18 protein-coding genes are annotated in these 21,283 nt (G+C 72.1%); 14 read left to right on the top strand and 4 right to left on the bottom strand.

Annotated elements, in window-relative coordinates:
• On the bottom strand, positions 1 to 1,200 hold a 1,200-nt coding region (locus tag ABFX54_RS41580), incomplete at its 3' end, for a glycoside hydrolase family 26 protein (RefSeq protein WP_346112382.1).
• Between the two features lie 113 nt (positions 1,201 to 1,313).
• On the opposite strand from ABFX54_RS41580, the gene ABFX54_RS41575 reads away from it, so the two are divergent.
• Genes ABFX54_RS41575 through ABFX54_RS41565 form a run of 3 tightly spaced genes read left to right on the top strand, consistent with a single transcriptional unit; the run spans position 1,314 to position 4,943 of the window.
• Positions 1,314 to 2,504: a carboxylate--amine ligase gene (locus ABFX54_RS41575; RefSeq protein WP_346112381.1), complete on the top strand. Its 1,191-nt coding sequence runs from the start codon at positions 1,314 to 1,316 to the stop codon at positions 2,502 to 2,504.
• Positions 2,489 to 3,721 (top strand): NAD(P)-binding domain-containing protein, encoded by a 1,233-nt coding sequence (locus tag ABFX54_RS41570; protein WP_346112380.1) that lies wholly within the window; start codon positions 2,489 to 2,491, stop codon positions 3,719 to 3,721. Before ABFX54_RS41575 ends, ABFX54_RS41570 begins: the two co-directional genes overlap by 16 nt.
• A 25-nt stretch (positions 3,722 to 3,746) precedes the next feature.
• On the top strand, positions 3,747 to 4,943 hold the full coding sequence (locus tag ABFX54_RS41565) for a GEVED domain-containing protein (protein WP_346112379.1): 1,197 nt from the start codon (positions 3,747 to 3,749) through the stop codon (positions 4,941 to 4,943).
• Positions 4,944 to 5,001: 58 nt separating this feature from the next.
• Here the strand turns inward: ABFX54_RS41565 and ABFX54_RS41560 are convergent, their stop codons facing one another.
• Entirely contained in the window at positions 5,002 to 5,889 is an 888-nt protein-coding gene (locus ABFX54_RS41560; protein ID WP_346112378.1) for a universal stress protein, read from the bottom strand.
• Between the two features lie 216 nt (positions 5,890 to 6,105).
• On the opposite strand from ABFX54_RS41560, the gene ABFX54_RS41555 reads away from it, so the two are divergent.
• From ABFX54_RS41555 to ABFX54_RS41515, 9 genes are all read left to right on the top strand, one after another.
• Positions 6,106 to 6,705, top strand: a complete 600-nt coding sequence (locus ABFX54_RS41555; RefSeq protein WP_346112377.1) for a winged helix-turn-helix domain-containing protein — start codon at positions 6,106 to 6,108, stop codon at positions 6,703 to 6,705.
• Between the two features lie 163 nt (positions 6,706 to 6,868).
• Positions 6,869 to 8,116 carry an MFS transporter gene (locus ABFX54_RS41550; protein WP_346112376.1) on the top strand — a complete coding sequence of 416 codons (1,248 nt, stop codon included), beginning with the start codon at positions 6,869 to 6,871 and terminating at the stop codon, positions 8,114 to 8,116.
• Between the two features lie 513 nt (positions 8,117 to 8,629).
• Positions 8,630 to 10,726 (top strand): exo-alpha-sialidase, encoded by a 2,097-nt coding sequence (locus ABFX54_RS41545; protein ID WP_346112375.1) that lies wholly within the window; start codon positions 8,630 to 8,632, stop codon positions 10,724 to 10,726.
• A gap of 403 nt (positions 10,727 to 11,129) precedes the next feature.
• Entirely contained in the window at positions 11,130 to 11,831 is a 702-nt protein-coding gene (locus ABFX54_RS41540) for a FadR/GntR family transcriptional regulator (protein ID WP_346112374.1), read from the top strand.
• A gap of 340 nt (positions 11,832 to 12,171) precedes the next feature.
• On the top strand, positions 12,172 to 12,822 hold the full coding sequence (locus ABFX54_RS41535; protein ID WP_346112373.1) for a DUF998 domain-containing protein: 651 nt from the start codon (positions 12,172 to 12,174) through the stop codon (positions 12,820 to 12,822).
• A gap of 196 nt (positions 12,823 to 13,018) precedes the next feature.
• Positions 13,019 to 13,801 carry an SDR family NAD(P)-dependent oxidoreductase gene (locus tag ABFX54_RS41530; RefSeq protein WP_346112372.1) on the top strand — a complete coding sequence of 261 codons (783 nt, stop codon included), beginning with the start codon at positions 13,019 to 13,021 and terminating at the stop codon, positions 13,799 to 13,801.
• A gap of 169 nt (positions 13,802 to 13,970) precedes the next feature.
• Complete coding sequence (locus ABFX54_RS41525; protein WP_346112371.1) at positions 13,971 to 15,701, top strand: serine/threonine-protein kinase; 1,731 nt, start codon at positions 13,971 to 13,973, stop codon at positions 15,699 to 15,701.
• Between the two features lie 240 nt (positions 15,702 to 15,941).
• Positions 15,942 to 17,606 carry an aa3-type cytochrome oxidase subunit I gene (gene ctaD, locus ABFX54_RS41520; protein WP_346112370.1) on the top strand — a complete coding sequence of 555 codons (1,665 nt, stop codon included), beginning with the start codon at positions 15,942 to 15,944 and terminating at the stop codon, positions 17,604 to 17,606.
• 73 nt (positions 17,607 to 17,679) lie between these two features.
• Entirely contained in the window at positions 17,680 to 18,453 is a 774-nt protein-coding gene (locus ABFX54_RS41515; RefSeq protein ID WP_346112368.1) for a class I SAM-dependent methyltransferase, read from the top strand.
• Positions 18,454 to 18,505: 52 nt separating this feature from the next.
• On the opposite strand, the gene ABFX54_RS41510 is transcribed toward ABFX54_RS41515, so the two are convergent.
• Entirely contained in the window at positions 18,506 to 18,820 is a 315-nt protein-coding gene (locus ABFX54_RS41510; protein WP_346112367.1) for a hypothetical protein, read from the bottom strand.
• On the opposite strand from ABFX54_RS41510, the gene ABFX54_RS41505 reads away from it, so the two are divergent.
• A complete protein-coding gene (locus ABFX54_RS41505) occupies positions 18,794 to 18,991 on the top strand; it encodes an SDR family NAD(P)-dependent oxidoreductase (RefSeq protein ID WP_346112366.1) in 198 nt (65 codons plus the stop codon). The genes ABFX54_RS41510 and ABFX54_RS41505 overlap by 27 nt on opposite strands.
• Positions 18,992 to 19,192: 201 nt before the next feature.
• Here ABFX54_RS41505 and ABFX54_RS41500 read toward each other — a convergent pair whose 3' ends face one another.
• On the bottom strand, positions 19,193 to 20,131 hold the full coding sequence (locus tag ABFX54_RS41500; protein WP_346112365.1) for an oxidoreductase: 939 nt from the start codon (positions 20,129 to 20,131) through the stop codon (positions 19,193 to 19,195).
• Between the two features lie 96 nt (positions 20,132 to 20,227).
• Between ABFX54_RS41500 and ABFX54_RS41495 the strand changes: the two genes are divergently transcribed.
• Positions 20,228 to 20,905 carry a DNA-binding response regulator gene (locus tag ABFX54_RS41495; protein WP_346112364.1) on the top strand — a complete coding sequence of 226 codons (678 nt, stop codon included), beginning with the start codon at positions 20,228 to 20,230 and terminating at the stop codon, positions 20,903 to 20,905.
• Positions 20,906 to 21,283: the final 378 nt, after the last annotated feature.

The following is a 21,283-nucleotide window of genomic DNA, read 5'->3' as shown; positions in this document are numbered from 1 at the left end:
CTTCGACGTGGACAGGTCGCTGGACGAGCTCGCCGCGCACACGCTGGAGGCGCTCGGCACGGGAGCGGGGGCGGGGGTGGGAGCGGGTGCGGGGGTGGGAGCCGCGCGCAGCCGCTCGCGGAACACCTTCGACGACCGCGGGTTGGCCCGGCACTGCCAGACGCCGTGGGGACAGTAATCGGAGATCGAGTGATAGGCCACATTGTGACTGCCGATCCAGTCGAGCATCCGCCGGACGTAGGCGGAGCGGTCGCCCCTGCGGAACAGCCCCCATTCAGGGAAGGAGAGGGGCTTGCCGTGCCGTGCCGCGAAGTCGGCCTGGGCGCGCAGGCCGTACGGCTGCTCGACGTAGTCGGAGAACTCGCGCCCCGGCCCCTGGTCGTAGCTGTCCATGCCGATGATGTCGACCACGTCGTCACCCGGGTAGCACTCCGTCCACGGGATGGCGTCGCGCCCGCGGCTGGGCGCGAAGTCGAAGCGGAAGCGCTGGCCGGGCGCCGAGCGCATGGCGGCGACGATGCGCCGCCAGTAGATCTTCCACGCCTGCGGGTCGGGCGCGCACCGGCTGGAGTAGGTGGTGCCGTTCATCTCCCAGCCCAGGACGATGATCGTGTCGCCGGCGCCGGAGGAGACCAGCTTCCAGGCGAGCCGGCGGAAGTGGTGGTCGTGCTCGCCGCGCGCTCCTTCGCCGAGCCGCCGCGCCACGACGCTGTCGGGCAGCCCCGCCTCGTTGGGGGCGACCATCGGCACGTTCAGCGCCAGGACCCGGCCGGGCCTGGCGGCCCGCCAGCGGGTCCAGGGCTCCAGGACGAACGCGGCGCCCGCGATGGCATCCCAGCGATCGCCTGGCAGGTACGTGCGCCCGACCGTCACCTCGTTGCGCAGCCACGACTCGAAGCCCGGCAGGTGCTGCGGGCCGCGCCAGTCGGAGCTGAGGAAGACGCCCAGCGCCGCCGGCGGAGGGGCGGCCGGCGGGCTCTGTGGCGGGAGGCTCACCGGAGGGCGCGGAAAGGGGCCCCGCGGCGGAGGGGCGTCCGGCGTGCCCAGGCCGAGCGTCGTGCCCGCCATCGTCCCCACGACGATCGCCATCGCACAGTGCCGATAGCCGATCGCCTTCACGCTGTGCCGATGGCCGATCGCCTTGGCGCCGTGCCGACGGCCGATCGCCTTCGCGCAGCGCCGATGGCCCTTCCGCGTCACCGTCGCGATGTCACCTTGCGTTTCCTCCATACAAGGCAGGTAGCCGCAAACCGGATATTCAACTCGCGATTTGCCCGATCCATGGCTTTTCCTGGAAGAGCAGGACCTTCACCATGCTTGATCGCACCGTTCCGGCGCTCGTGCTGCGGATCGACGACAACGTCTTCCACCACGGCACCCTCGGCGCCATCCGGTCTCTCGGCAGGGCCGGCGTAGAGGTGCACGGGCTCATCGACGACCGGCGCACACCCGCCTCCCGTTCCCGCTACCTGGCGCGCTCGCACGCCTGGCCGCGCGACCGGGACGTCATCCGCGCGCTCCGGCAGGTCGCCGACCGCATCGGCCGCCGCTCGGTGCTGCTGGCGATGGACGACGCCGCCGCCATCGCCGTGGCGGAGCACGCGGCCGACCTGCGATCCAGCTTTCTGCTGCCCGGCCAGGCGCCGGGGTTGCCGCGCGTGCTCGCCGACAAGCGCCTGCTGGCCCGCCTGTGCGCCACGCTCGGGATCCCGCAGCCGGAGTCGCGGGTGATCACCGGCGAGCGCGACGCCGCCGCGGCCGTCGCCGACTTCGGCCTGCCGCTGGTCGCCAAGTGGGCGCGGCCCTGGCTGCTGCCCGCCGGTCGCGAGCTGCGCAACACCAGCCTGGTACGCCAGGCCAAGCACGTGGCCCCGCTGCTGCGCCACCTGCCGGGCAACGACCTGCTGTTCCAGCGGTTCGTACCGGGCGGGCCGCATTCGGACTGGTTCTTCCACGGCTACTTCGACGAGAACTCGCGCTGCCTGTACGGCGGAGCGGGCCGCAAGGAACGCTCCTACCCGCGCGGCGCGGGCCTGACCACGTACGGCCGCTGGCTGCCCAACCCGGCCATCGAGCGCATCGCCCGCGACCTGGCCGCGACACTGGGCTACCGCGGCGTCCTGGACATCGACTTCCGGCACGACCCGGCCACGGGCGCCTACCACCTGCTCGACTTCAACCCGCGGCTCGGCGCCCAGTTCCGGCTGTTCACCGACTCCAGGGGCCTGGACCTGGTACGGGTCGCGCACCTGCACCTCTCCGGCCGGGCCGCGGCGCTGGGGCAGGCCGGTCACGGGCGGACGTACGTGGTGGAGAACTACGACCTGCTCGCCGCGGGCCCCGGCTGCCTGCGCGCCCTGTGCTCCAGCGACGAGCTCGCCTGGCTCTCCCCCGACGACCTGCGGCCCTTCGTGGCCATGGGCGGGCGGACGGTGAAACGCGGCTTCGACCGGATCACCCGGTCACCGAGACAGCGAAGGAGGAGAACGTGGGAACCTCAGTGATCGACGTAGCGGTCGTGGGAGCGGGCCCGTACGGCCTCTCCGTGGCGGCGCACGCGCTGCCCGCCGGGCTGGACGCGCGGGTGTTCGGCAGGCCGATGCACGCGTGGGAGCGGCACATGCCCAGGGGCATGCTGCTGAAGTCCGACCCGGACGCCTCCCACCTCGCCGACCCGGCGCGGCGCTTCGGCCTGGACGCCTTCCATCGCCACTCCTTCGGCGAGGCGGTGCCGGTGGAGCGGTTCGTCGACTACGGCCGGTGGTTCCAGGCGCGGGCGGTGGGCGCGGCGCTGGAGGAGCAGGAGGTGACCTCCATCGGCCTGGACGGCGGTTCGGAGGGTGGCCTCGGCGGCGGCCTGGATGGCGGCCGGTTCGTCCTGACCCTGGCGTCGGGCGAGGTGGTGGCGGCCAGGACGGCGGTGCTCGCGCTGGGTTTCCTGCCGTTCGCCCACCGGCCGCCCGCCCTGACCGCGCTGCCGCCGGAGGCGTGCACGCACAGCTCCGACCACGCCGATCTGAGCGGGTTCGCCGGACGGGACGTGACCGTGGTGGGCGCGGGGCAGTCGGCCCTGGAGAGCGCGACGTTGCTGGCCGAGGCCGGGGCGAGCGTCCGGGTCCTCGCCCGTACGGACGCGCTGGCCTGGAACCCCGCCCCCGAGCGGCGGCGCTCGGCGCTGGCGCGCCTGCGCGCTCCCCGCTCCGCGCTCGGCAGCGGGTGGCCGTCCGTCGCCTGGGCGCGGCTGCCCGGCGCGGTCCGGCACCTGCCGGCGGCGGGTCGCGGGCACATCGTGCGCACCGCGCTCGGGCCCGCCGGCTCGTGGTGGCTGCGCGAACGTTTCGACGGGGCCGTCACGGTGACGCTGGGCACCCGGCTGACGGCCTGCGAGCACCGCGACGGGGTGCGGCTGGAGCTGCGGGACGCCACGGGGGCGCGGACGACCGTGGTCACCGAGCACGTGATCGCCGCCACCGGCTACCGGGTGGACGTCTCCCGGCTCGGCCTCCTCAGCGAGGACCTGCGCCGCGCGGTGGCGTCGGCGGGGCCGGGTCCCCGGCTCAGCCGGACCTTCGAGACGTCCGTCGCGGGACTGCACCTCGTCGGGCTGGCGGCGGCGCCGACGTTCGGGCCGGCCATGCGGTTCGTGTGCGGCTGCCGGTTCGCCGCCCACCGGGTGACCAGAGGGCTCGTCAGCCGCCTGCGATCACGAACCACCGACTGAAGAACCATCAACTACGGGGGAAAGCATGATTTGTCGCACCATAGTGGCCTGCACGGCCACCACCACCTTCCTGAGCATCCCGGCCGCCGTCACCGGCACCCATGCCGAGAGCGCGTCGTCGTCCTTCACCAACTCGGTCACCACCGCCGTGGGCCGCACGCCCTCCGGGGTGCGGGTGACCGTGCAGAAGACCATGATCGGCAAGACTCAGGTGGCCTCGGCCAAGGTCCTGCCCGCCGACCCGACGGCCGCCGACGACGAATACCTCATCCCGGCCAACGCCAAGACGACGGCCGGATTCGTCGACCAGTACGAGCACTTCGCGGCCAAGCCCAGTGCCTGGAGTGACGTCGCCACGCTGACGTTCACCTTCTCCAGGCCCGTACGCGACCCGCACCTGCACGTCTTCGGCACCGGCGGCTCCTCCGGCGACGCCAGGAACCACGACGACTACTGGCCCGCGATCGAGCTGGTCGGCGGCATCCCGGCCACGCCCGCCTTCGCCCGCGTGGCCGGCTTCCCCGGCTACCGGACCAGCGCGACCGCCATCGAGCCGGAATGGACGTATCCCACCGGCTCGACCACCTGCGGCGTGGTCTACGCCTGCGGGACGGTCAAGGTGAGCGGCACCGTCAGCTCGTTCACCGTCAAGCTGCGCGCCCATGACGACCGGCAGGGGAAGGGCGGGCCGACCCCGCAGTTGTGGGCCGCGTTCAAGCTCTCCCTGGCCGAGGACGACTCCGACGCGCCCCCCTCCTACGGCGCGGCCTCCCACGCGATCACCCGCTCGACGCTCGGGCGTACCGTGACCGCCGACCACACCGACGCGGTGAGCATGACCCCGCGCTCCCTTCCCACCGGCACCGACGCCGACGACGCCGTCACGGCTCCGCGGGCGCGCATCGCGCCCACCGGCGATGACTACACGCTCGCCGTCCCCGTACGGGCCGACTCTCCGTCGCGGCTGAACGGCTGGATCGACTTCGACCAGAACGGCCGCTTCGACGCCGTCGAACGGGCCACCGCCAAGGTCGTGCCGTCCGCCACCACCGCCACGCTGCGCTGGAGGGTGCCGCGGCCGCTGCGCACGGGCGTCACCTGGATGCGGCTGCGGCTCGCCACCCAGGGCCCGGTGACGGCGTCGCCGACCGGGTGGGCGGACAGCGGCGAGGTCGAGGACCACCAGATCGAACTCGCCCACCACTGCCCGTGCACCAACTGACTTCGCGGGCACGGCCTCCGCGTTGAGCACGGCTCTCGCCGGTTGCGACTGCCGGGGGTCACGACTCCGGCGGTTCCTCGGCGTGCGGGCGTACGATCGCCACCGGGCAGGTCACGTGGTGCAGCACCCCGTGGCTGACCGAGCCGAGCACGGCCGAGGCCAGGCCGCCGAGCCCGCGCGAGCCCATCACGACGAGGTCGGCCGTCCGGCCGGCCTCGACCAGCGCGGTGATCGGGTGAGCGCACACCTGCTCGTCGGTGATGACGAGATCGGGGTCGCGCTCACGCCGGCCCGCGATCCGCTCGGCCACGCGGTTGACCTGCTCGGCCATGAGGTCCTCGATGAGGCCGCCGTACGGCACGGCGTAGGGGGCGGCGTAGGCCGAGAACAGCGGCAGCTGCCAGGCGTACACGACGTGCAGTTGCGCTCCGCGGGCACGCGCCTGCTCGACGGCGTAGTCCAAGGCGACCTCGGCGTGTTCCGACCCGTCGTAGCCGACCACGACCCGGTCGTACCACAGCGGGGTCGGCGTGCGGACGATGACGACGGGCCCGGTGGCGTGCCCGGCCACGGCCAGGCCGACGGAGCCGAGCAGCATCCCGGCGAACCCGCCGCGCCCGTGGCTGCCCAGCACCACGCTGTCCGCCATGTGCGACTCGGCGAGCAGGGCCCTGACGACGTCGCCGCCGAGCAGATCGCCGCTCACCTCGACGTCGCGGGTGAGCTCCCGCGCGCGGCTGACGGCGGCCTCCAGGATGTCGGCGCAGGACGCGGTGCTCTCCTCGTGGACGCGCGGCTCGCACACGTTCGCGTCGTGGACCCGTGGCTCGCACACGTGCACGACGCGCAGCGGGCGTCCGCGCCGCTGGGCGTCCACCGCGGCCCACTCCACCGCCGCGGTCGCCGGGGCCGACCCGTCTGCTCCGGCGACGATGTGACCCTTCATCACACCTGCTCCCTCAAAGAGCCGATCCCCTTCTCTTTCCATCATCACCCCACCTCCTCCCCCTTATGCGGACAAACAAGGCACTCTTCCGTTGAACCCGATTTTTCCGACATAAGGGTTATTTCAGGCATTGCACAGAGCTCACGTACGAACGCGAGGCCGAGAATCCAAAGGATTCCTTGACATCAGCCACCCACCATACGGATGATTCCAAGCATGTCTTTGGAATCATGGCGGAATCGACCCCGGCAGGTGCTGAACGACCCGGCCACCATGCGCGCGTTCGCCCACCCCGTCCGCCTGGCCCTGCACGAGCTGCTGATGCGGGCCGGCGCCACGACCGCCGCCGACGCCGCCCGCGAGGTCGGCATCAGCCAGGCGCTGGCCTCCTACCATCTGCGGCAACTCGCCAGGTACGGCTTCGTGGAGCAGGCCGAGGCCCGCGACGAACGCGAACGTCCGTGGAAGGCGACCTCGCTGACCCAGGAGTGGCCCGACGCGGGGACCGACCACGAAACCTCGGCCGCCCGCGGCCTGCTGGAGCAGGTGATGGCCGAACGGGCCATGGGCCGGCTGGCCGAATGGCATGAGCGCCGCGCGGACGAGCCCGACGCGTGGCGGAACGCCGGCGGGATCGGCAACTCCTACCTGTACGTCACCCCTGACGAGCTCAACGCGCTGGACGAGGCGGTCCGCCACCTGCTGGAGCCGCTGATGGCCCGGATCGCCGACCCGTCCGAACGACCGGAGGGCGCCAGGCCCGTAGTGCTGACCACTCTCACGATCCCGCTCCCCGCGACCGAATCCGGTGACTGACCCCGTGAACGCCGCCCCACACGCCGGCGAAACGCCAAGCCGGGCCGCACCCGCCACACACGTACCGCAGGACTGCGAAGCCACGGCGCGCACAGACGCTCCGCAGGACAGGAACGCCACGAGCACACCGCAGGTCGGCGAGGCGGCGGCACAGAGCACGGGCATGTCGGATGGGGCGCCGAAGCGATCTGCGGGCGGGATCCGTGAGCTGCTCGCTGCGAACCGGGACTACCGGCGGCTGCTGTCGGCCGGGCTGATCTCGCAGACCGGCGACTGGGTCGTCAGCACCGGGCTGGCCTACCACGTCTACGTGCTCACCGGCTCCACCCTCTCCAGTGCTGCCATGCTGCTCGCGGGCCGGTTGCCGGACGTCCTGCTCGGCTCGGCGGCCGGAGTGCTCGCCGACCGGTGGGACCGCCGCCGGCTGCTGGTGATCGCGGACGTGCTGCTCGCGCTCGGGCTGCTGCCGCTGCTGGCGGTACGCGAGCCGGGCCAGGCGTGGATCGTCTACGGCGTCGCCCTGTGGACGGGGGTGGGCAGCACGGCCCTGTTCCCCGCCCAGAAGGCCCTGGTACCGCAGATCGTGCCGCCGGGGCAGCTCGTCAGGGCCAACGCGTTGCACGGGCAGACCGGCCAGGCCGCCAGGCTGCTGGTCGCGCTGGCGGGCGCGGCCGCGGTGGGCGCGGGCGGGCTGGCCGCGGTCGTCTGGATCGGCGTGGCCGGCTTCGCGATCTCCGCGCTGCTGCTGTCCGGCCTGCGCGGCCCCGCCCGCGCGCCGGCCCCGACGGCGACGGCGACGATCGGCGGGCAGTGGGTGTCGGGGCTGCGGCTGGCCGGCACGAACCGTGGTGTGCGCCTGCTGGTCACGTACATGGTGATCACGGGGTTGGGCGAGGGCGTCTTCTCGACGCTCGCGGCGCCTTTCGTCGCCGGCGTGCTGGGCGGGGAGGCGGACGCGTACGGGCTGTTCCTGTCGGCGCAGGCGGTCGGCGGGATCGCCGGCGGCCTGCTGATCGCCGCTCGCCTCGGCGACGTCACTCCGCGGGTGCTGTTCGGATGGGGAACGGTCGTCTTCGGCCTGGCCGACCTGGCGCTGTTCACCTACCCGCTCGTGACGCGGGACCTGTGGCCCGCCTTCGTACTGATCGGCCTGGCCGGACTGCCCGCCGCGGCCGCGATGGCGGGGCTGACCACGTTCGCCCAGACGGTCACCGGGGGCGATCGGGTGGGGGCGGTCTTCGGGCTCCTCGCCAGCGCCCATGCCGCCACGTCGCTGCTCGGGATGGCACTGGCGGGCGTGCTCGGCGACCGCCTCGGCATCATCCCGATACTCTGCGTGCACGCCGGCGGCCTGATCACGGCAGGCGTGCTCGTCGTGGCAGCGGCGCGCCCTCCCACTCGGCGATCTTGACCCATCCCCCGGCCCTGCTCCGTCTCCACACCGGGTCCAGCCGGAGTCAGGGACCAACCGGCCTCTCTGACCAGGCCGACCGCGCCACTCCGTGACCAGCTGAACGGCTCCGGGACCAGGCCGTTCGGGACCAGGCCATCCGGGACCAGGCCATCCGGGACCAGGTCGGCCACACCACCCCGAAGCCGACATCGCAGCCCCGGAACCCAACCGGCCGCACAGCTTCGGAACCAGCCGACCGTACCGAGGCCGGACAGCCGCACCACTCTGAGGCCGGCTTGGCGGCGCCGCCCGGGAGCCGGCTGGGGTGCGTCGCGATCAGGCGGGTGTGCCTCTCCAGGACCTGCTTGAGGTGTCTGGGAGCAGGTCGGCCGCCCCGCTTCGTGGCCTGCCGTCACGAGCCCGTAACGCCTTCGTGCAACCCGAACATTCTACGTTTACCCTCTGTTTAACGTCCGACGTTGGACGTAGGATGTCCGATCTCAGAGCCGCTCCTGGCGAAAGGGTGAAGACATGCACGATGGGTATCCCCCGGAGGGCCGTACCGGGCGCTCCTGGCGCCGCCGGGCCGGCGCCGTCACGATGCTGGCGGGCTTACTCGTCGGCGCGTCCGTCGCGCCGGTGGCCGCGGCGCCGACGCCGGCACCCGAGACGCCCACCGCGACAGCACCGGCAACGACGGCGGTGGCGACGGTGGTGGCGACGCCGACCGGGACGACACCCGGGACAGCACCGGCAACGACGCCGACTGAGACGACACCTGCCGAGACGGCGCCCACCGAGACGACGCCCACCGAGACGACGCCCACCGAGGCCCCCGAGACCCCCGAGGCCGGTGCGAGCGGCGGCGCGCCGTTCGCCGACGAGCAGGTCATCTACAAGCAGGGCGACTTCGGGTACGCCTGCTTCCGGATCCCCGCCGTCGTCCGGGCCACGAACGGCATGGTCCTGGCCTTCGCCGAGGGCAGGGTGAAGGACTGCGGCGACGACGAGGACATCGACCTCGTGCTGCGCCGCTCCGCCGACAGCGGCCGGACCTGGGGGCCGCTGCAGGTGATTTCGGAGGGCAACGGCACGACCCACGGCAACCCGGTGCCGATCGTCGACCGGCGTACGGGCCGGGTCGTGCTGGTCAGCACCCACAACGGCGCCGAGCCGTGCCCGAACGGCTGCGACCGCGACCCCTGGGTGCAGTTCAGCGACGACCACGGCGCGACCTGGTCGGCCGCCAGGGAGATGACCGAGGGCAAGCGCCCCGAATGGAACTTCTGGTACGCCACCGGCCCGATGCACGGCATCCAGCTCGAACGCGGCCCGCACGCCGGCCGGCTGATCGTCGGCGCGAGTTACGAGAGCTGGGACCGGGTGGGCCCGCACGCGTACGGCACGCACCTGCTCTACAGCGACGACAGCGGCGAGACATGGAACATCGGCGCCGAGACGTCCTACGACGACGGCTCGATCATCGCCCAGGAGGTCACCGTCGTCGAGCTCACCGACGGACGGATCTACGCCTCGGGCCGCGAGCGCGGCACCGACGAGGGCAACCGGGCATACGCGACCAGCGGTGACGGCGGCGAGACCTGGGACGGGCCGATCCGCACCGTGCCGGCGCTGGCGACGACCGACGTGCAGGGCTCGCTGGCGCGCTTCAGCGACGGGCGCCTGCTGTTCTCCTCGCCGATGCACCCGGGCGCCAGGGAGGCGATGGGCATCCGGTCGTCCTACGACGAGGGCCGCCGCTTCGAGACGTGGGACGAGGGCAAGGTCTTCCACTGGGGTCCGTCGGCGTACTCGGACATGGTGCGGCTGGACGGCGACGAGGCGGCTCTGATGTACGAGGCCGGCGCGGTCACGCCGTACGAGCAGATCCGGTTCACCCGGTTCAACGAGGCGTACCTGGAGACGCCGAACGACACCCCGCCCGGCATCCCCGGCCCGCCCGCGCCGGGACCGACGACGCCGGACGTGTCGCCGGACCGCAACCCGGCCTACGTGCGCGGCGGCGCGCGGCCGGTCGCCGGGCGCTTCGGGAACGGGCTCGCCCTGGACCGCGTGGACGACCGGGTGGAGGTGCCGTTCGACGACTCCATCGACCTCGGCGCGAAGGACTTCACGCTGACCACCTGGATCCGCTACTCCGAGACGACCGGATCACACGCGATCCTCTGGTTCCACCGGGTGGACCGGGGCACCAACCCGCCCGGGCTCTGGCTGCGGGCCGAACCGGCCAGCAACCGCATCAGGGCGGTCATGTCCGTCGACCGGTTCGACGTGACGGTGCAGTCGCCGGGCGCGTACAACGACGGCCAGTGGCACTTCGTGGCGCTGCAGCGGGCGGGCGGCGAGCTGCGGCTCTCGGTGGACGGCGTGCGGGTGTCGTCGGCGCCGGTGCCCGGCGGGTCGCTGACCCTCGGCAAGGAGTTCGGGCTCGACGGGATCCACATCGGGCAGCGGCTGGACGGCGTGGACCGCTTCCGCGGCACCCTCGACGAGGTACGCGTCTACCGGCGCGCCCTGTCCGGCACTGAGCTGGACCTGATCAGGCAGCGCAACCTCCCGATCGGCGGCCGGCTGGGCCTGCGGCTGCCGTTCGACACCGTCAATTGAGGAACGGCGTCGGCTGACGGACGGCCTCAGCCGAGCGACGACATCGGCTGAGGTGTCGGGCTGACGGTGTCGGGCTGACGGCGTCGGGCTGACGGCGTCGAACGGCAGCTGAGCGACACGAAGGCGGCGGGGCTCGCGGAACTCGCGGGCGCCGCCGCCTTCGCTGTCGCGAGCCGCCATCCTCATCGCCGCGGGCGCCTCTCACACGGCAGCCGGCAGCCGGCAGCCGGTGCCGGGCGGGGCGGGGCGGGGCGGACATCCCATGTCCTTCGAGCGGCGAACGGGCGGCGTTCCCCCGATGGCCCGTCCGTGTAGTCGGCGTAAACTCTTCCGCACCGCCTGGCCTTCCGGGACCTAGAGGTGGGATGTTCGACACAAGGTCTTGGACGAGCCTGGAGGCAGCATGCCCACGCGTGACGGCGCGTCGCTTCAGGAGCGCATCGTCGCCCTGATCCACGAACGCGGGCTCGCTCCCGGGTCTCCGATGCCCACCGAAGTGCAGCTGATGGACCTGCTCGGAGCGAGCCGCAACAGCGTCCGGGAGGCGGTGCGGGCACTGCGCGCGCTGGGCATCGTCGAGATCCGCCACGGACATGGGACGTTCGTCGGGCACGCGTCACTCGACGTGCTCACGCCGTCGCTCGCCTTCCAGGTGCGTTCCGGCCCGGGAGGCGGGATCCAGGCGCTGCGCGACCTGGTCGAGGTCCGCGAGCTGCTGGAGACCGGGCTGATCGGCCAGGTGGCCAAGAGCGCCAGCGTCACCCGGCTCGCCGCGCTCGACGCCCTGGTCAACGGCATGGACCGGGACCCGGGGGCCGATCGGGCGTTCCACGCGCTGCTGTACGAGTCGAGCGGCAACGAGCTGGTGCTGCAGCTGATCGGCCTGTTCTGGGACGTCTACCACGAGGTCGAGCCGACCCTGGACCCGCCGGAGGAGCGGACCGCGGAGATCATCGCCAACCACCGCCGGATCGTGGCGGCCCTGCGCGCCCGGGACGCCGAAGCCGCCAGGGAGGCGATGCGGCTGCACTTCCGCGACGTCAAGGCCCGCATCGCACGCGCGAAGACGGGGGCCGAGCAACCGGCGGACAGCCCTTGCCGCTGAGATGCCTGACCCACCGCCTTGGTCTGACCGACAGAGGCGAGCTCGCTCTGCGGGACGTCCTCTGCCGCAAGGTGCCGGGGGAACGGTCGCAGGTGCCCGGCTGACGAAGGCCGGCAAGCGGAAATATCCGAAAATCACACGAAAGTTGCGGGTCCCAGCGCCGTCGCGCGAAAGTCCCGGCAACCATGGTCCATGCGACCCTAACCGGCCGCTCTTCTCCAGGCCCAGGCTGATCGTGAGCGGTGTGGTCACTCAAGCCCACGCCGCCGGGAGGTCAGCCATGTCACCTTCGATCGTCCGGGAGCCGGAGCCAAGGCGCCGTGACCTCCCGCGGAGTGCCGTGGCGCGAAAGGTCCTGCTCGTCTGCGGCATCTTGGCTCCGCTGCTGTACGCCGTCACGACCGTGCTGGCGGCCGTACGGTGGGAGGACTACAGCGCCACCTCGCAAACGATCAGCGAGCTGTTCGCCATCGGCGCACCGTCCAGGCCGCTCGTCGTTCCTCTTCTGCTCGCGCACGACGTGCTCCTGATCGCCTTCGCGCTCGGTGTCCGGGAATCGGCCCGTCACACGCGCGCTCTGCGCGTCACGGCCGGACTGCTGATCGCGATCGGGGGCGTCGGCCTGGTGGGGCCGTTCGTCCCGATCCACCTGCGTGGGGTCGAGCCGACGCTGACCGACGCCATGCACGCCGTACTCACCGCTGTGCTCGTGCTTCTTATCCTGCCGGCCATCGGGTTCGCCGCCGCGGCGTTCGGAAAGGCGTTTCGCGGCTACTCGCTCGTGACGCTGGTGGCGCTCATCGTGTTCGGCGCTCTGTCCGGCATGCAGGGCCCTCGGCTCGCCGCGAACGAGCCGACACCCTGGCTGGGCGTGTTCGAGCGCGTCAACGTCGGCGGATACCTGGTGTGGCTGGTGGTGCTGGCTGTCGTCCTCCTGCGGGCCCGCGTCGATCGGCGGGCGCCGACGGAGCGGATCACCGCTGCGGCGTAGGGGCGAATCCAGTGTGCTGCGGAAAGTGCTCCTTTCCGCTGGTAGTGGCAGCAGGCCACCGGCGTCGGCTATCGGCACGTGCTGTGACGCGTAAGTCCGAGCGGGCGTGTACGCCATCCGGCCAGGCGGGCGACACGCCGAGCCAGGTACTGTCTGTGCCTGCATCCGCCCTGGTCCCCGGCCTGACACTGTCATCATGACGACAAACACCCAGCTCACGCCCATCGGCCTGCTCACCGCCAAGGTGGTGTTCATCACCGGCGCCAGCCGCGGCATCGGGGCCGCCGCGGCACGGCTGTTCGCCGCCGAGGGCGCCTCGGTCGTGCTCGCCGCCCGTAGCGAGGACGCCCTTCGCGGGATCGTCGACGACATCCGCGCGAAGGGTGGCGTCGCCGACGCCGTCCGGCTCGACCTGGCCGACCGTGACAGCATCCGCGCGGCGGTCGCGCGCGTGGAGGAGCTGCACGGACGCCTCGACGGCGCGTTCAACAACGCCGCCGCGATCCAGCAGCCAGGACCGCTGGACACGACGAGCGAGGAGGACATCGACGAGCAGTTCGCGATCAACTTCCGCGCCCACTGGATCGCCATGACCGCCGAGGCCGCTCTCATGCGGCGCAGCGGTGGCGGGGCGATCGTGAACACCTCCAGCATCGGCAGCCGCCGCGCGAACCCGGCCCTGCCCGCGTACGGGGCGATGAAGCGCGCGCTCAACAGCATCACCGAGACCGCCGCCGTGACCTGGGCCGGTGACGGCATCCGGGTCAACGGCATCACTCCCGGCGGCACCGCCACGGAGATGATCGACGAGTGGGAGTCGGCGACTCCCGGCATCATCGAGCGGGTGACGTCCGCGACCCCGCTCGGGCGGATGGCCGAGCCCCGCGAGGTCGCGGAGGCGGCCGCGTGGCTGCTCAGCGACCGCGCCTCGATGGTGACCGGCGCCATCCTCCCGGTGGACGGCGGCGCCGGCGCCTGAGAACAGTCGGCTCGCCGGGGAAGGCCGGCGTTCGGAAGCCGATGCACGGAAGGCCGGCGTTCGGGGGCGGTGCACGGAAGGCCGGCGTTCGGCGGCTGTGCGTGGAAGGCCGGCGTTCGGGGCCGGTGGGCGGGTCGTACGGGATAGCCTTGGGCGTGATCGTTTCGAGGTGGCGGGGGTACCGGTGACGGGCTCCCGGGTGGCGGGCGTGGACGGCCAGGGACGTATCGGCGAACATCAGGTCGAACGGCTCCTCGGCGAGGGCGGGCAGGGCGCGGTCTATCTGGCCAGGACGCCCGCCGGCGGGCACGTGGCGATCAAGGTCCTGCACGAGCGGCTCGCCGGCGATCCGGAGGTCAGGCGCCGGTTCCTGCGCGAGGCGGAGGTCGCCGCCAGCGTCGCGCCGTTCTGCACGGCGCGGGTGATCGGCACCGGGATGCTGGGCGAGCGGCCGTACATCGTCAGCGAGTACGTCCAGGGCCCGTCACTCGACGAGCTGGTCAAGCGGGACGGGCCGCGCATCGGCGGCGGGCTGGACCGGCTGGCGATCAGTACGCTGACCGCCCTCGCCTCGATCCATCGCGCCGGGATCGTGCACCGCGACTTCAAGCCGGCCAACGTGATCCTCGGTCCCGAGGGCCCTGTCGTGATCGACTTCGGCATCGCCAGGACCCTCGACACCATGACCACGACCAACCACGTGGCCGGCACGCCCGCGTACATGGCGCCCGAGCAGCTCGGCGACCAGCGGCTCACGCTCGCCTCCGACATGTTCTCCTGGGCCGCCACGATGGTGTTCGCGGCGACCGGGCGCAGGGCCTTCACCGGCTCGAACGTGCCCGCGGTCATGCACGCCGTCCTGCACGGCCCGCCCGAACTGTCCGGAGTGCCCGAACCGCTGCGCGCGATGGTGGCCGCCTGCCTGGCCAAGAACCCGGCCGACCGTCCCGCCGCCGCACACCTGCTCCAGGACCTCACCTCCGGCGACGCACGCACGGCCGCCGCGTCTCCGGGCGGCGCGCACCTCGGCGCCGCGTCCCCTGGCGCGGCATCCCCTGCTGCCGTGGGCGAGCACACTCTCGTCGAAGGGATGCGGCCCCCGGCCTCGTCCGCCGTGCCCACCGCGCCCGCGGGCTCGGACGGGGCGAAGGCTCGGCGCGCACGTCCACGCCGGTGGCCGCTCGGGGCCGGGGCCGTGGTGATCGCGCTGGCCGTGACCGCGGGCGTGCTGCTCGTGCCCTCCTGGACGGCCGCCAACCAGAGCGGCGGAAAGAAGGTCACGACCACCCCGCTGGTGATCGGCGGCAAGACGTACCCGAAGGTAGACGTCGCCGACGGCTTCGACAGCACCCAGACCGGCTACGACCACTACCAGCCCTTCGGCGACGAGGCGCTGCCGGTGATCAAGGCCGAGGGCGGCAAGCTCACCGCCACGGCCCAGGGCCCGTTCTTCGGCTGGTTCGCCCTGCCCGGCACGCTGTCCTCCGCCGACGCGGTCAGCCTGATCACCCTGGGCGCGATGGCGGGCACCGGCGAGCCTGAGGACAGCGTCTTCGTCGGCCGGGTCAAGGACGCCGGCACGTACATCGGCGCCTGGTACAACCACACCCGCAAGGAGAGCGGCATCGACGTGCGCGTCGGCGGCGAGTTCCGGCACGAGCACAACCGGGCCGACCTCACGCTCGCGCCCGGCGACCGCCTGGCCCTGGTGCTGTCGGGCGACGGCACGATCACCTCGTACGCCGAGACCGGCGGCACCTGGCGCCTGGTGACGACCCTCGACGTCGACCTGCGGAGCACGGCGGAGGAGCGGGCGCGCTGGCGGCACGGGTTCGCCCTGCGCGGCACGACCGGCACGATCGCCCTGGACGCCGCCGGGGGCCGCACCGCCACCGGCTGAGCCGATGGCGTTTTCCGTCCGCGGGTGAGCCGGGAGGCACCGGCCCCGGACGAGCACGCGGCCGCCCCGCACACGACGAGCAAGCCCAGCGTCATGGTCTTCGCGGCATATGCCCAGGTGCAGGAGGGTAAGGAGACCTCAGACTTCCGGTCGGGCACCGCCGCCGCGCCATGCACGGCAGGCCGTCCGCCCGCTTCCCCCGAAGGCCAGTCGTCGTCGTGCCAGAGGGGACCCGTTCGGATGACCGTACAGAAGCAGCGTGCGGACGCGCCGCCGCCCAGCCCGCCGGCACAGCCGGAGCGCGCGGGCCGGCTGATCGTCAGCTGGCTGACGTCGACCGACCACAAGGTGATCGGCTACCTGTACCTGATCACGTCCTACTCGTTCTTCACCCTGGCCGGGCTGATGGCGCTGGTGATCCGCAGCGAGCTGGCCCACCCCGGCCTGGCGCTGGTGAGCAACGAGCAGTACAACCAGTTGTTCACCATGCACGGCACGATCATGATGCTGCTGTTCGCCACCCCGCTGTTCGCCGGGTTCGCCAACGTGGTCATGCCGCTGCAGATCGGCTCGCCGGACGTGGCCTTCCCCCGGCTCAACGCGGTCAGCTACTGGTTGTTCCTGTTCGGCGGGCTGATGGTGATCGCCGGGTTCGCCGGCTCCGCCGGGGCGGCCAGCTTCGGCTGGACCGGCTACACGCCGCTGTCGCACGCGACCTTCTCGCCCGGCATGGGAGGGGACCTGTGGATCATGGGGCTGGCGCTGGCGGGCCTGGGCACGATCCTCGGCTCGGTCAACTTCGTCACCACGATCATCTGTATGCGGGCACCCGGCATGACCATGTTCCGCATGTCGATCTTCACCTGGAACGTGCTGCTGACCAGCGTCATCGTGCTGATGGCCTTCCCGGTGCTGGCGGCGGCGCTGCTGGCGCTGGAGGCCGACCGCAAGCTCGGCACGCAGGTCTACGACCCGGTGAACGGCGGGGTGATGCTGTGGCAGCACCTGTTCTGGTTCTTCGGCCATCCCGAGGTCTACATCATCGCGCTGCCCTTCTTCGGGATCATCACCGAGGTCATCCCGGTCTTCAGCCGTAAACCGGTCTTCGGCTACATCGGCCTGGTCGGCGCCACCATCGCCATCGCCGGGCTGTCGATGACGGTGTGGGCGCACCACATGTTCGCCACCGGGCAGGTGCTGCTGCCGTTCTTCTCCTTCTTCACCTTCCTCATCGCGGTGCCGACCGGGGTGAAGTTCTTCAACTGGATCGGCACGATGTGGCGGGGGCATCTGACGTTCCAGACGCCGATGATGTTCGCGGTCGGGTTTCTGGTCACCTTCCTGCTCGGCGGGCTCACCGGCGTCATCCTCGGCTCGCCGCCGCTGGACTTCCATCTGCACGACTCGTACTTCGTCGTCGCGCACTTCCATTACGTGGTCTTCGGCACGGTGGTGTTCGCGATGTTCTCCGGGTTCTATTTCTGGTGGCCGAAGATGACCGGCAAGATGCTGAACGACACCATCGGCCAGTGGCATTTCTGGCTGCTGTTCATCGGCTTCCACACGACGTTCCTGATCCAGCACTGGATCGGCGCGCTCGGCATGCCGCGCCGCTACGCCGACTACAGCCCCGCCGACGGTTTCACCACGCTCAACCAGATCTCGTCCGTCGGGGCGTTCATTCTGGGCGCCTCGACGCTGCCGTTCCTCTACAACGTCTGGTACACGTGGCGCCACGGGAAGAAGGTCACCATCGACGACCCGTGGGGTTTCGGCAACTCCCTCGAATGGGCCACCTCGTGCCCGCCGCCCCGGCACAACTTCACCAGCATGCCGCGCATCCGTTCAGAACGGCCCGCTTTCGACATCCATTACCCGCACAGCAGGGCCGCCGAGCTGGAGTGAGCGTGCTCGCCCGTCGCCGATCAATGTGGTGGAATGGCGCTCGGAACGACATCTCGTACGGCACGGTGCGGCGATGGAGCCGGCCGGAAAGGCGGCGTCCATGTCCAGCGCGCAGTTGTACGACACCATCGGGGCCGGCTACACCGTGACCCGGCGCACCGAACCGCGCATCGCGGCGCAGATCTGGGCCGCGTTCGGCGACGCCAGGACGGTGCTGAACGTGGGGGCGGGCACCGGATCGTACGAGCCGTCCGACCGTTACGTCCTCGCGGTCGAGCCGTCGGCGCTCATGCGCTCGCAGCGCCGCCCCGACGCGGCGCCCTGCCTGGACGGGTCCGCCGAGCGGCTGCCGTTCGACGACGGCGCCTTCGACGCCGCGATGTCCGTCGCCTCCATCCACCACTGGCCCGACCCGATCGCGGGCCTGCGCGAGCTGCGCCGGGTCGCCCGCCGGGTGGTGGTGTTCACGCACGACACCACCGAGGCCGGTTGGCTGCACCGGTTCTGGCTCACCCGCGACTACCTGCCCGAGGTGGGCAACCTGGTGTCCGGCCGGCCCTCGATCACCGAACTGGCCGACGCGATCGGCGCCCGGCTGGAGCCGGTCCCCATCCCGTGGGACTGCGCCGACGGCTTCTTCGAGGCCCACTGGCGCCGGCCGGAGGCGTACCTGGACGAGCGCGTCCGCCGCGGGACCTCGGTCTGGGCCAAGGTCGGCCCGGAGGCCGAGCAACGCGCGGTCCGCGCCCTCCGCGCCGACCTCGGCTCCGGCCGCTGGGCCGAACGCAACGCCGACCTCACCGACCTCACCGCCGCGGAACTCGGCCTCCGCCTCCTGATCGCCTGACTCCTGGCCGCGAGCAGGGCCAGAGCAGAGTCAGAGCAGGGCCAGAGCAGGGTCAGTCGAGCGGCGGGGGCTGTTCGTCGGTCGGGCAGGGGCCGGTCCACAGCGGGTCTCCGTGCTCGCCCGCGAGGTGTTCCTCGTACAGCGCCACCTTGCGCGAGACCAGGTCGAGGCAGCGGTGCAGCTCCTGGATCCGGTCGGTGATGTGGCCGCGGTGCCGGCGCAGGAGGGAGTGGCGGGCCCGCAGCGTCCGCGTGCCCCCTCGCGGACGAGCGCCGCGTGCCCGCTGCTCGTCCGGTCCGCGATCCAGGCGCTCACGGCGAGCCGGGGCAGGATCGTCCTGGTGGGCAGCGTCGCCGGTTTCATCCACACTCCCGGCGACCTGTACGGCGCGACGAAGCGGGCGGTGACCGGCCTGGCCGAGAACGTCCGCCGCGCGGTGACCTGCCACGGCGTGGGCGTGACGTTGATCGCGCCCGGCCGGGTGGACACCGCCGGCTTCTGGGACAACCTGGGCGGGCCCCGGAAGGGAGGCCGCTGACCCCCGAGGAGGTCGCCGAGTCCATCGCCTGGGTGCTCCGCCGGCCGGCGTGGACGTCAACACGGTGGTCGTCCGCCCGCTCGGCCAGCCGGTCTGAGTGGCGGTCTGAGTGGCGGCCGGCCTGACCGCGCCGGCGTGCCTGACCCGCGCCGGCCGGTCTGACCCGCGCGCCCGTCCCAGCGCCGGTACGGGCCGCCTGGGTCAGCCGGTCGTGGCGATCCCGTCGAGGAGCGCCAGCTCGTCCTCGCTCAGCCGGAGAGCGCCCGCCGCGACGTTCTCCTCCAGGTGGGTGAGGTCACTGGTGCCGGGAATGGCCAGGACGTGGTCGCCCCGGTGCAGGGTCCAGGCGAGCCGGACCTGCGCCGGGGTCACGCCGTGGGCCTCGGCGACCTTGGCGACCTCGGTCTCGCCGGTCGTGTCGCGGCCACCGTGCGCGGCGGCGCCGGGAAGGCCGCCGGAGATGCCGGGCGCGACGGCGAAGAAGGGCACGAAGGCGATGCCGTGCCGGGCGCACATCTCGACCAGGGCGTCGTCCTGCCGTTCCGTCAGGCCGTACCGGTTCTGCACGCACACCACCGGCGCGATCTCCATCGCCTCGGCCAGTTGCTCCGCTCCGATGTTGGAGATGCCGAGATGCCGGATCAATCCAGCTTCGCGCAGTTCGGCGAGCGCGCCGAAGTGCTCGGAAACGGAGCCGGGCTCCCGGTCCAGCCCCGCGCCCCAGCGCAGGTTGACGACGTCGAGGTGGTCGAGCCCCAGCTGGCGGATGTTCTCCTCGACCTGGGAGCGCAACTGGTCCGGCCGCGCGTACTCGAACGCGCCGTCGCGGGCCCGGCCGGCGCCCACTTTCGTGGTGATGACCAGCTCGTCGGGGTACGGCTGCAGCGCCGTGCTGATCAGCTCGTTGACCGAGCGGGTGGGCAGGAAGTAGAAGGCCGCGGTGTCGATGTGGTTGACGCCCAGCTCGATGGCGCGGCGCAGCAGAGCGACGGCGCCGGCGCGGTCCCTGGGCCGCTCGTCCCACGGCATGCCGGCCAGGCGCATGGCGCCGTACCCGATCCGGTTGACGGTGCGGTCGCCGAGGCGCCAGGTGCCCGCGGCGGCGGCCGGCGCGCTGTTCACGTTGGTGTCGTTCGTCATGGCTCCAGCCTGCGCGTGGCGTTCGCCGCACGTACGGGAATGGCAACAACCTGCCGGGCCGTTCACGGTGAGAAGGGCTGAGGCAGAATCGGTGGTGTGCTGACGATTGACGGGCTCACGCGCGTGAACGAGACGGTCACGATCGTGCACGGCGAAGAGGAGCTGTTCCGGCGGGCGGGACATCTGTTCGCGACCGCCACCGACTTCGCGTGCGCGGCCGACGGCCTCGCGGGCTGGATGACCGACCACACGGCCGACACGGTCGCCGCGGCGACGACGAGCCGCCTGGGCAGCATGCGCGTCCGCAAGCTCTACCGGCCCGAACTACTGCTCAACTCGGCGTCCGCGCGCGAGCTCGCGCGGCGCCGCGACGAGTTCGGCGCGCAGATCCGCATCACCACCGAGAGGATCAACGAGACGATCGTGCTCGACCGCCGGGTCGTGATCCTGGCGGGCGACCTCAAGGCCGGACGGCGCGGCTACAGCGTGATCGCGCAGCCGGAGATCGTCCAGGGGGTGATGTCGCTGTTCGAGACGGCCTGGCGGTCGGCGACCGACCTCGCGGTCTACGACGCCCGGGTGGCCGAGATCCGCGAGCTCGCGCCCTCGGTGCTCGACCTGCTCAGCCAGGGGATCAAGGACGAGACCGCCGCCCGCACGCTCGGCCTGGGGGTGCGGACCTACCGGCGCCGGGTGGCCGAGCTGATGACCGCGCTCGGCGCCGAGTCACGCTTTCAGGCCGGCGTACGGGCCCGCGAGCTCGGCCTGGTGTAGCCCGGCATACCGGCGGCATACCGGCTCCTTCTAGGCTGACGCGCGCTCGTTCACGATCATGCCGAAGGAAGTCTCGTGCCCCGTCTCGCGTTCTCAGGGCTCATCGCCGTGCTGCTGTCCCTACTCCCCGGTGTGGCTCGGGCCGAGACCCCTGCCGTGGTCGGGACCGCGGGAAACCTCATCCGCGAGGCGCAACCGCGGGCCGACGGGATCAGGCACGTCGACTCCAAGGCGATGATCGCGGGGTTGAAGGCGCTCAACGCCAACACGTACGTCTACCCGATGGCCGGCGACAACGTGCACTGGGACGACCTGCGCCGCGAGTTCCTGCCGGGGGGGGGGGGGGGGGGGGGGGGGGGGTGGGGGGGGGGGGGGGGG

Source organism: Nonomuraea maheshkhaliensis (assembly GCF_039529435.1).
GTDB lineage: Bacteria > Actinomycetota > Actinomycetes > Streptosporangiales > Streptosporangiaceae > Nonomuraea > Nonomuraea maheshkhaliensis.
Note: the sequence above shows the minus strand (reverse complement) of the source record. Positions and strands in the feature narration are given on the sequence as shown.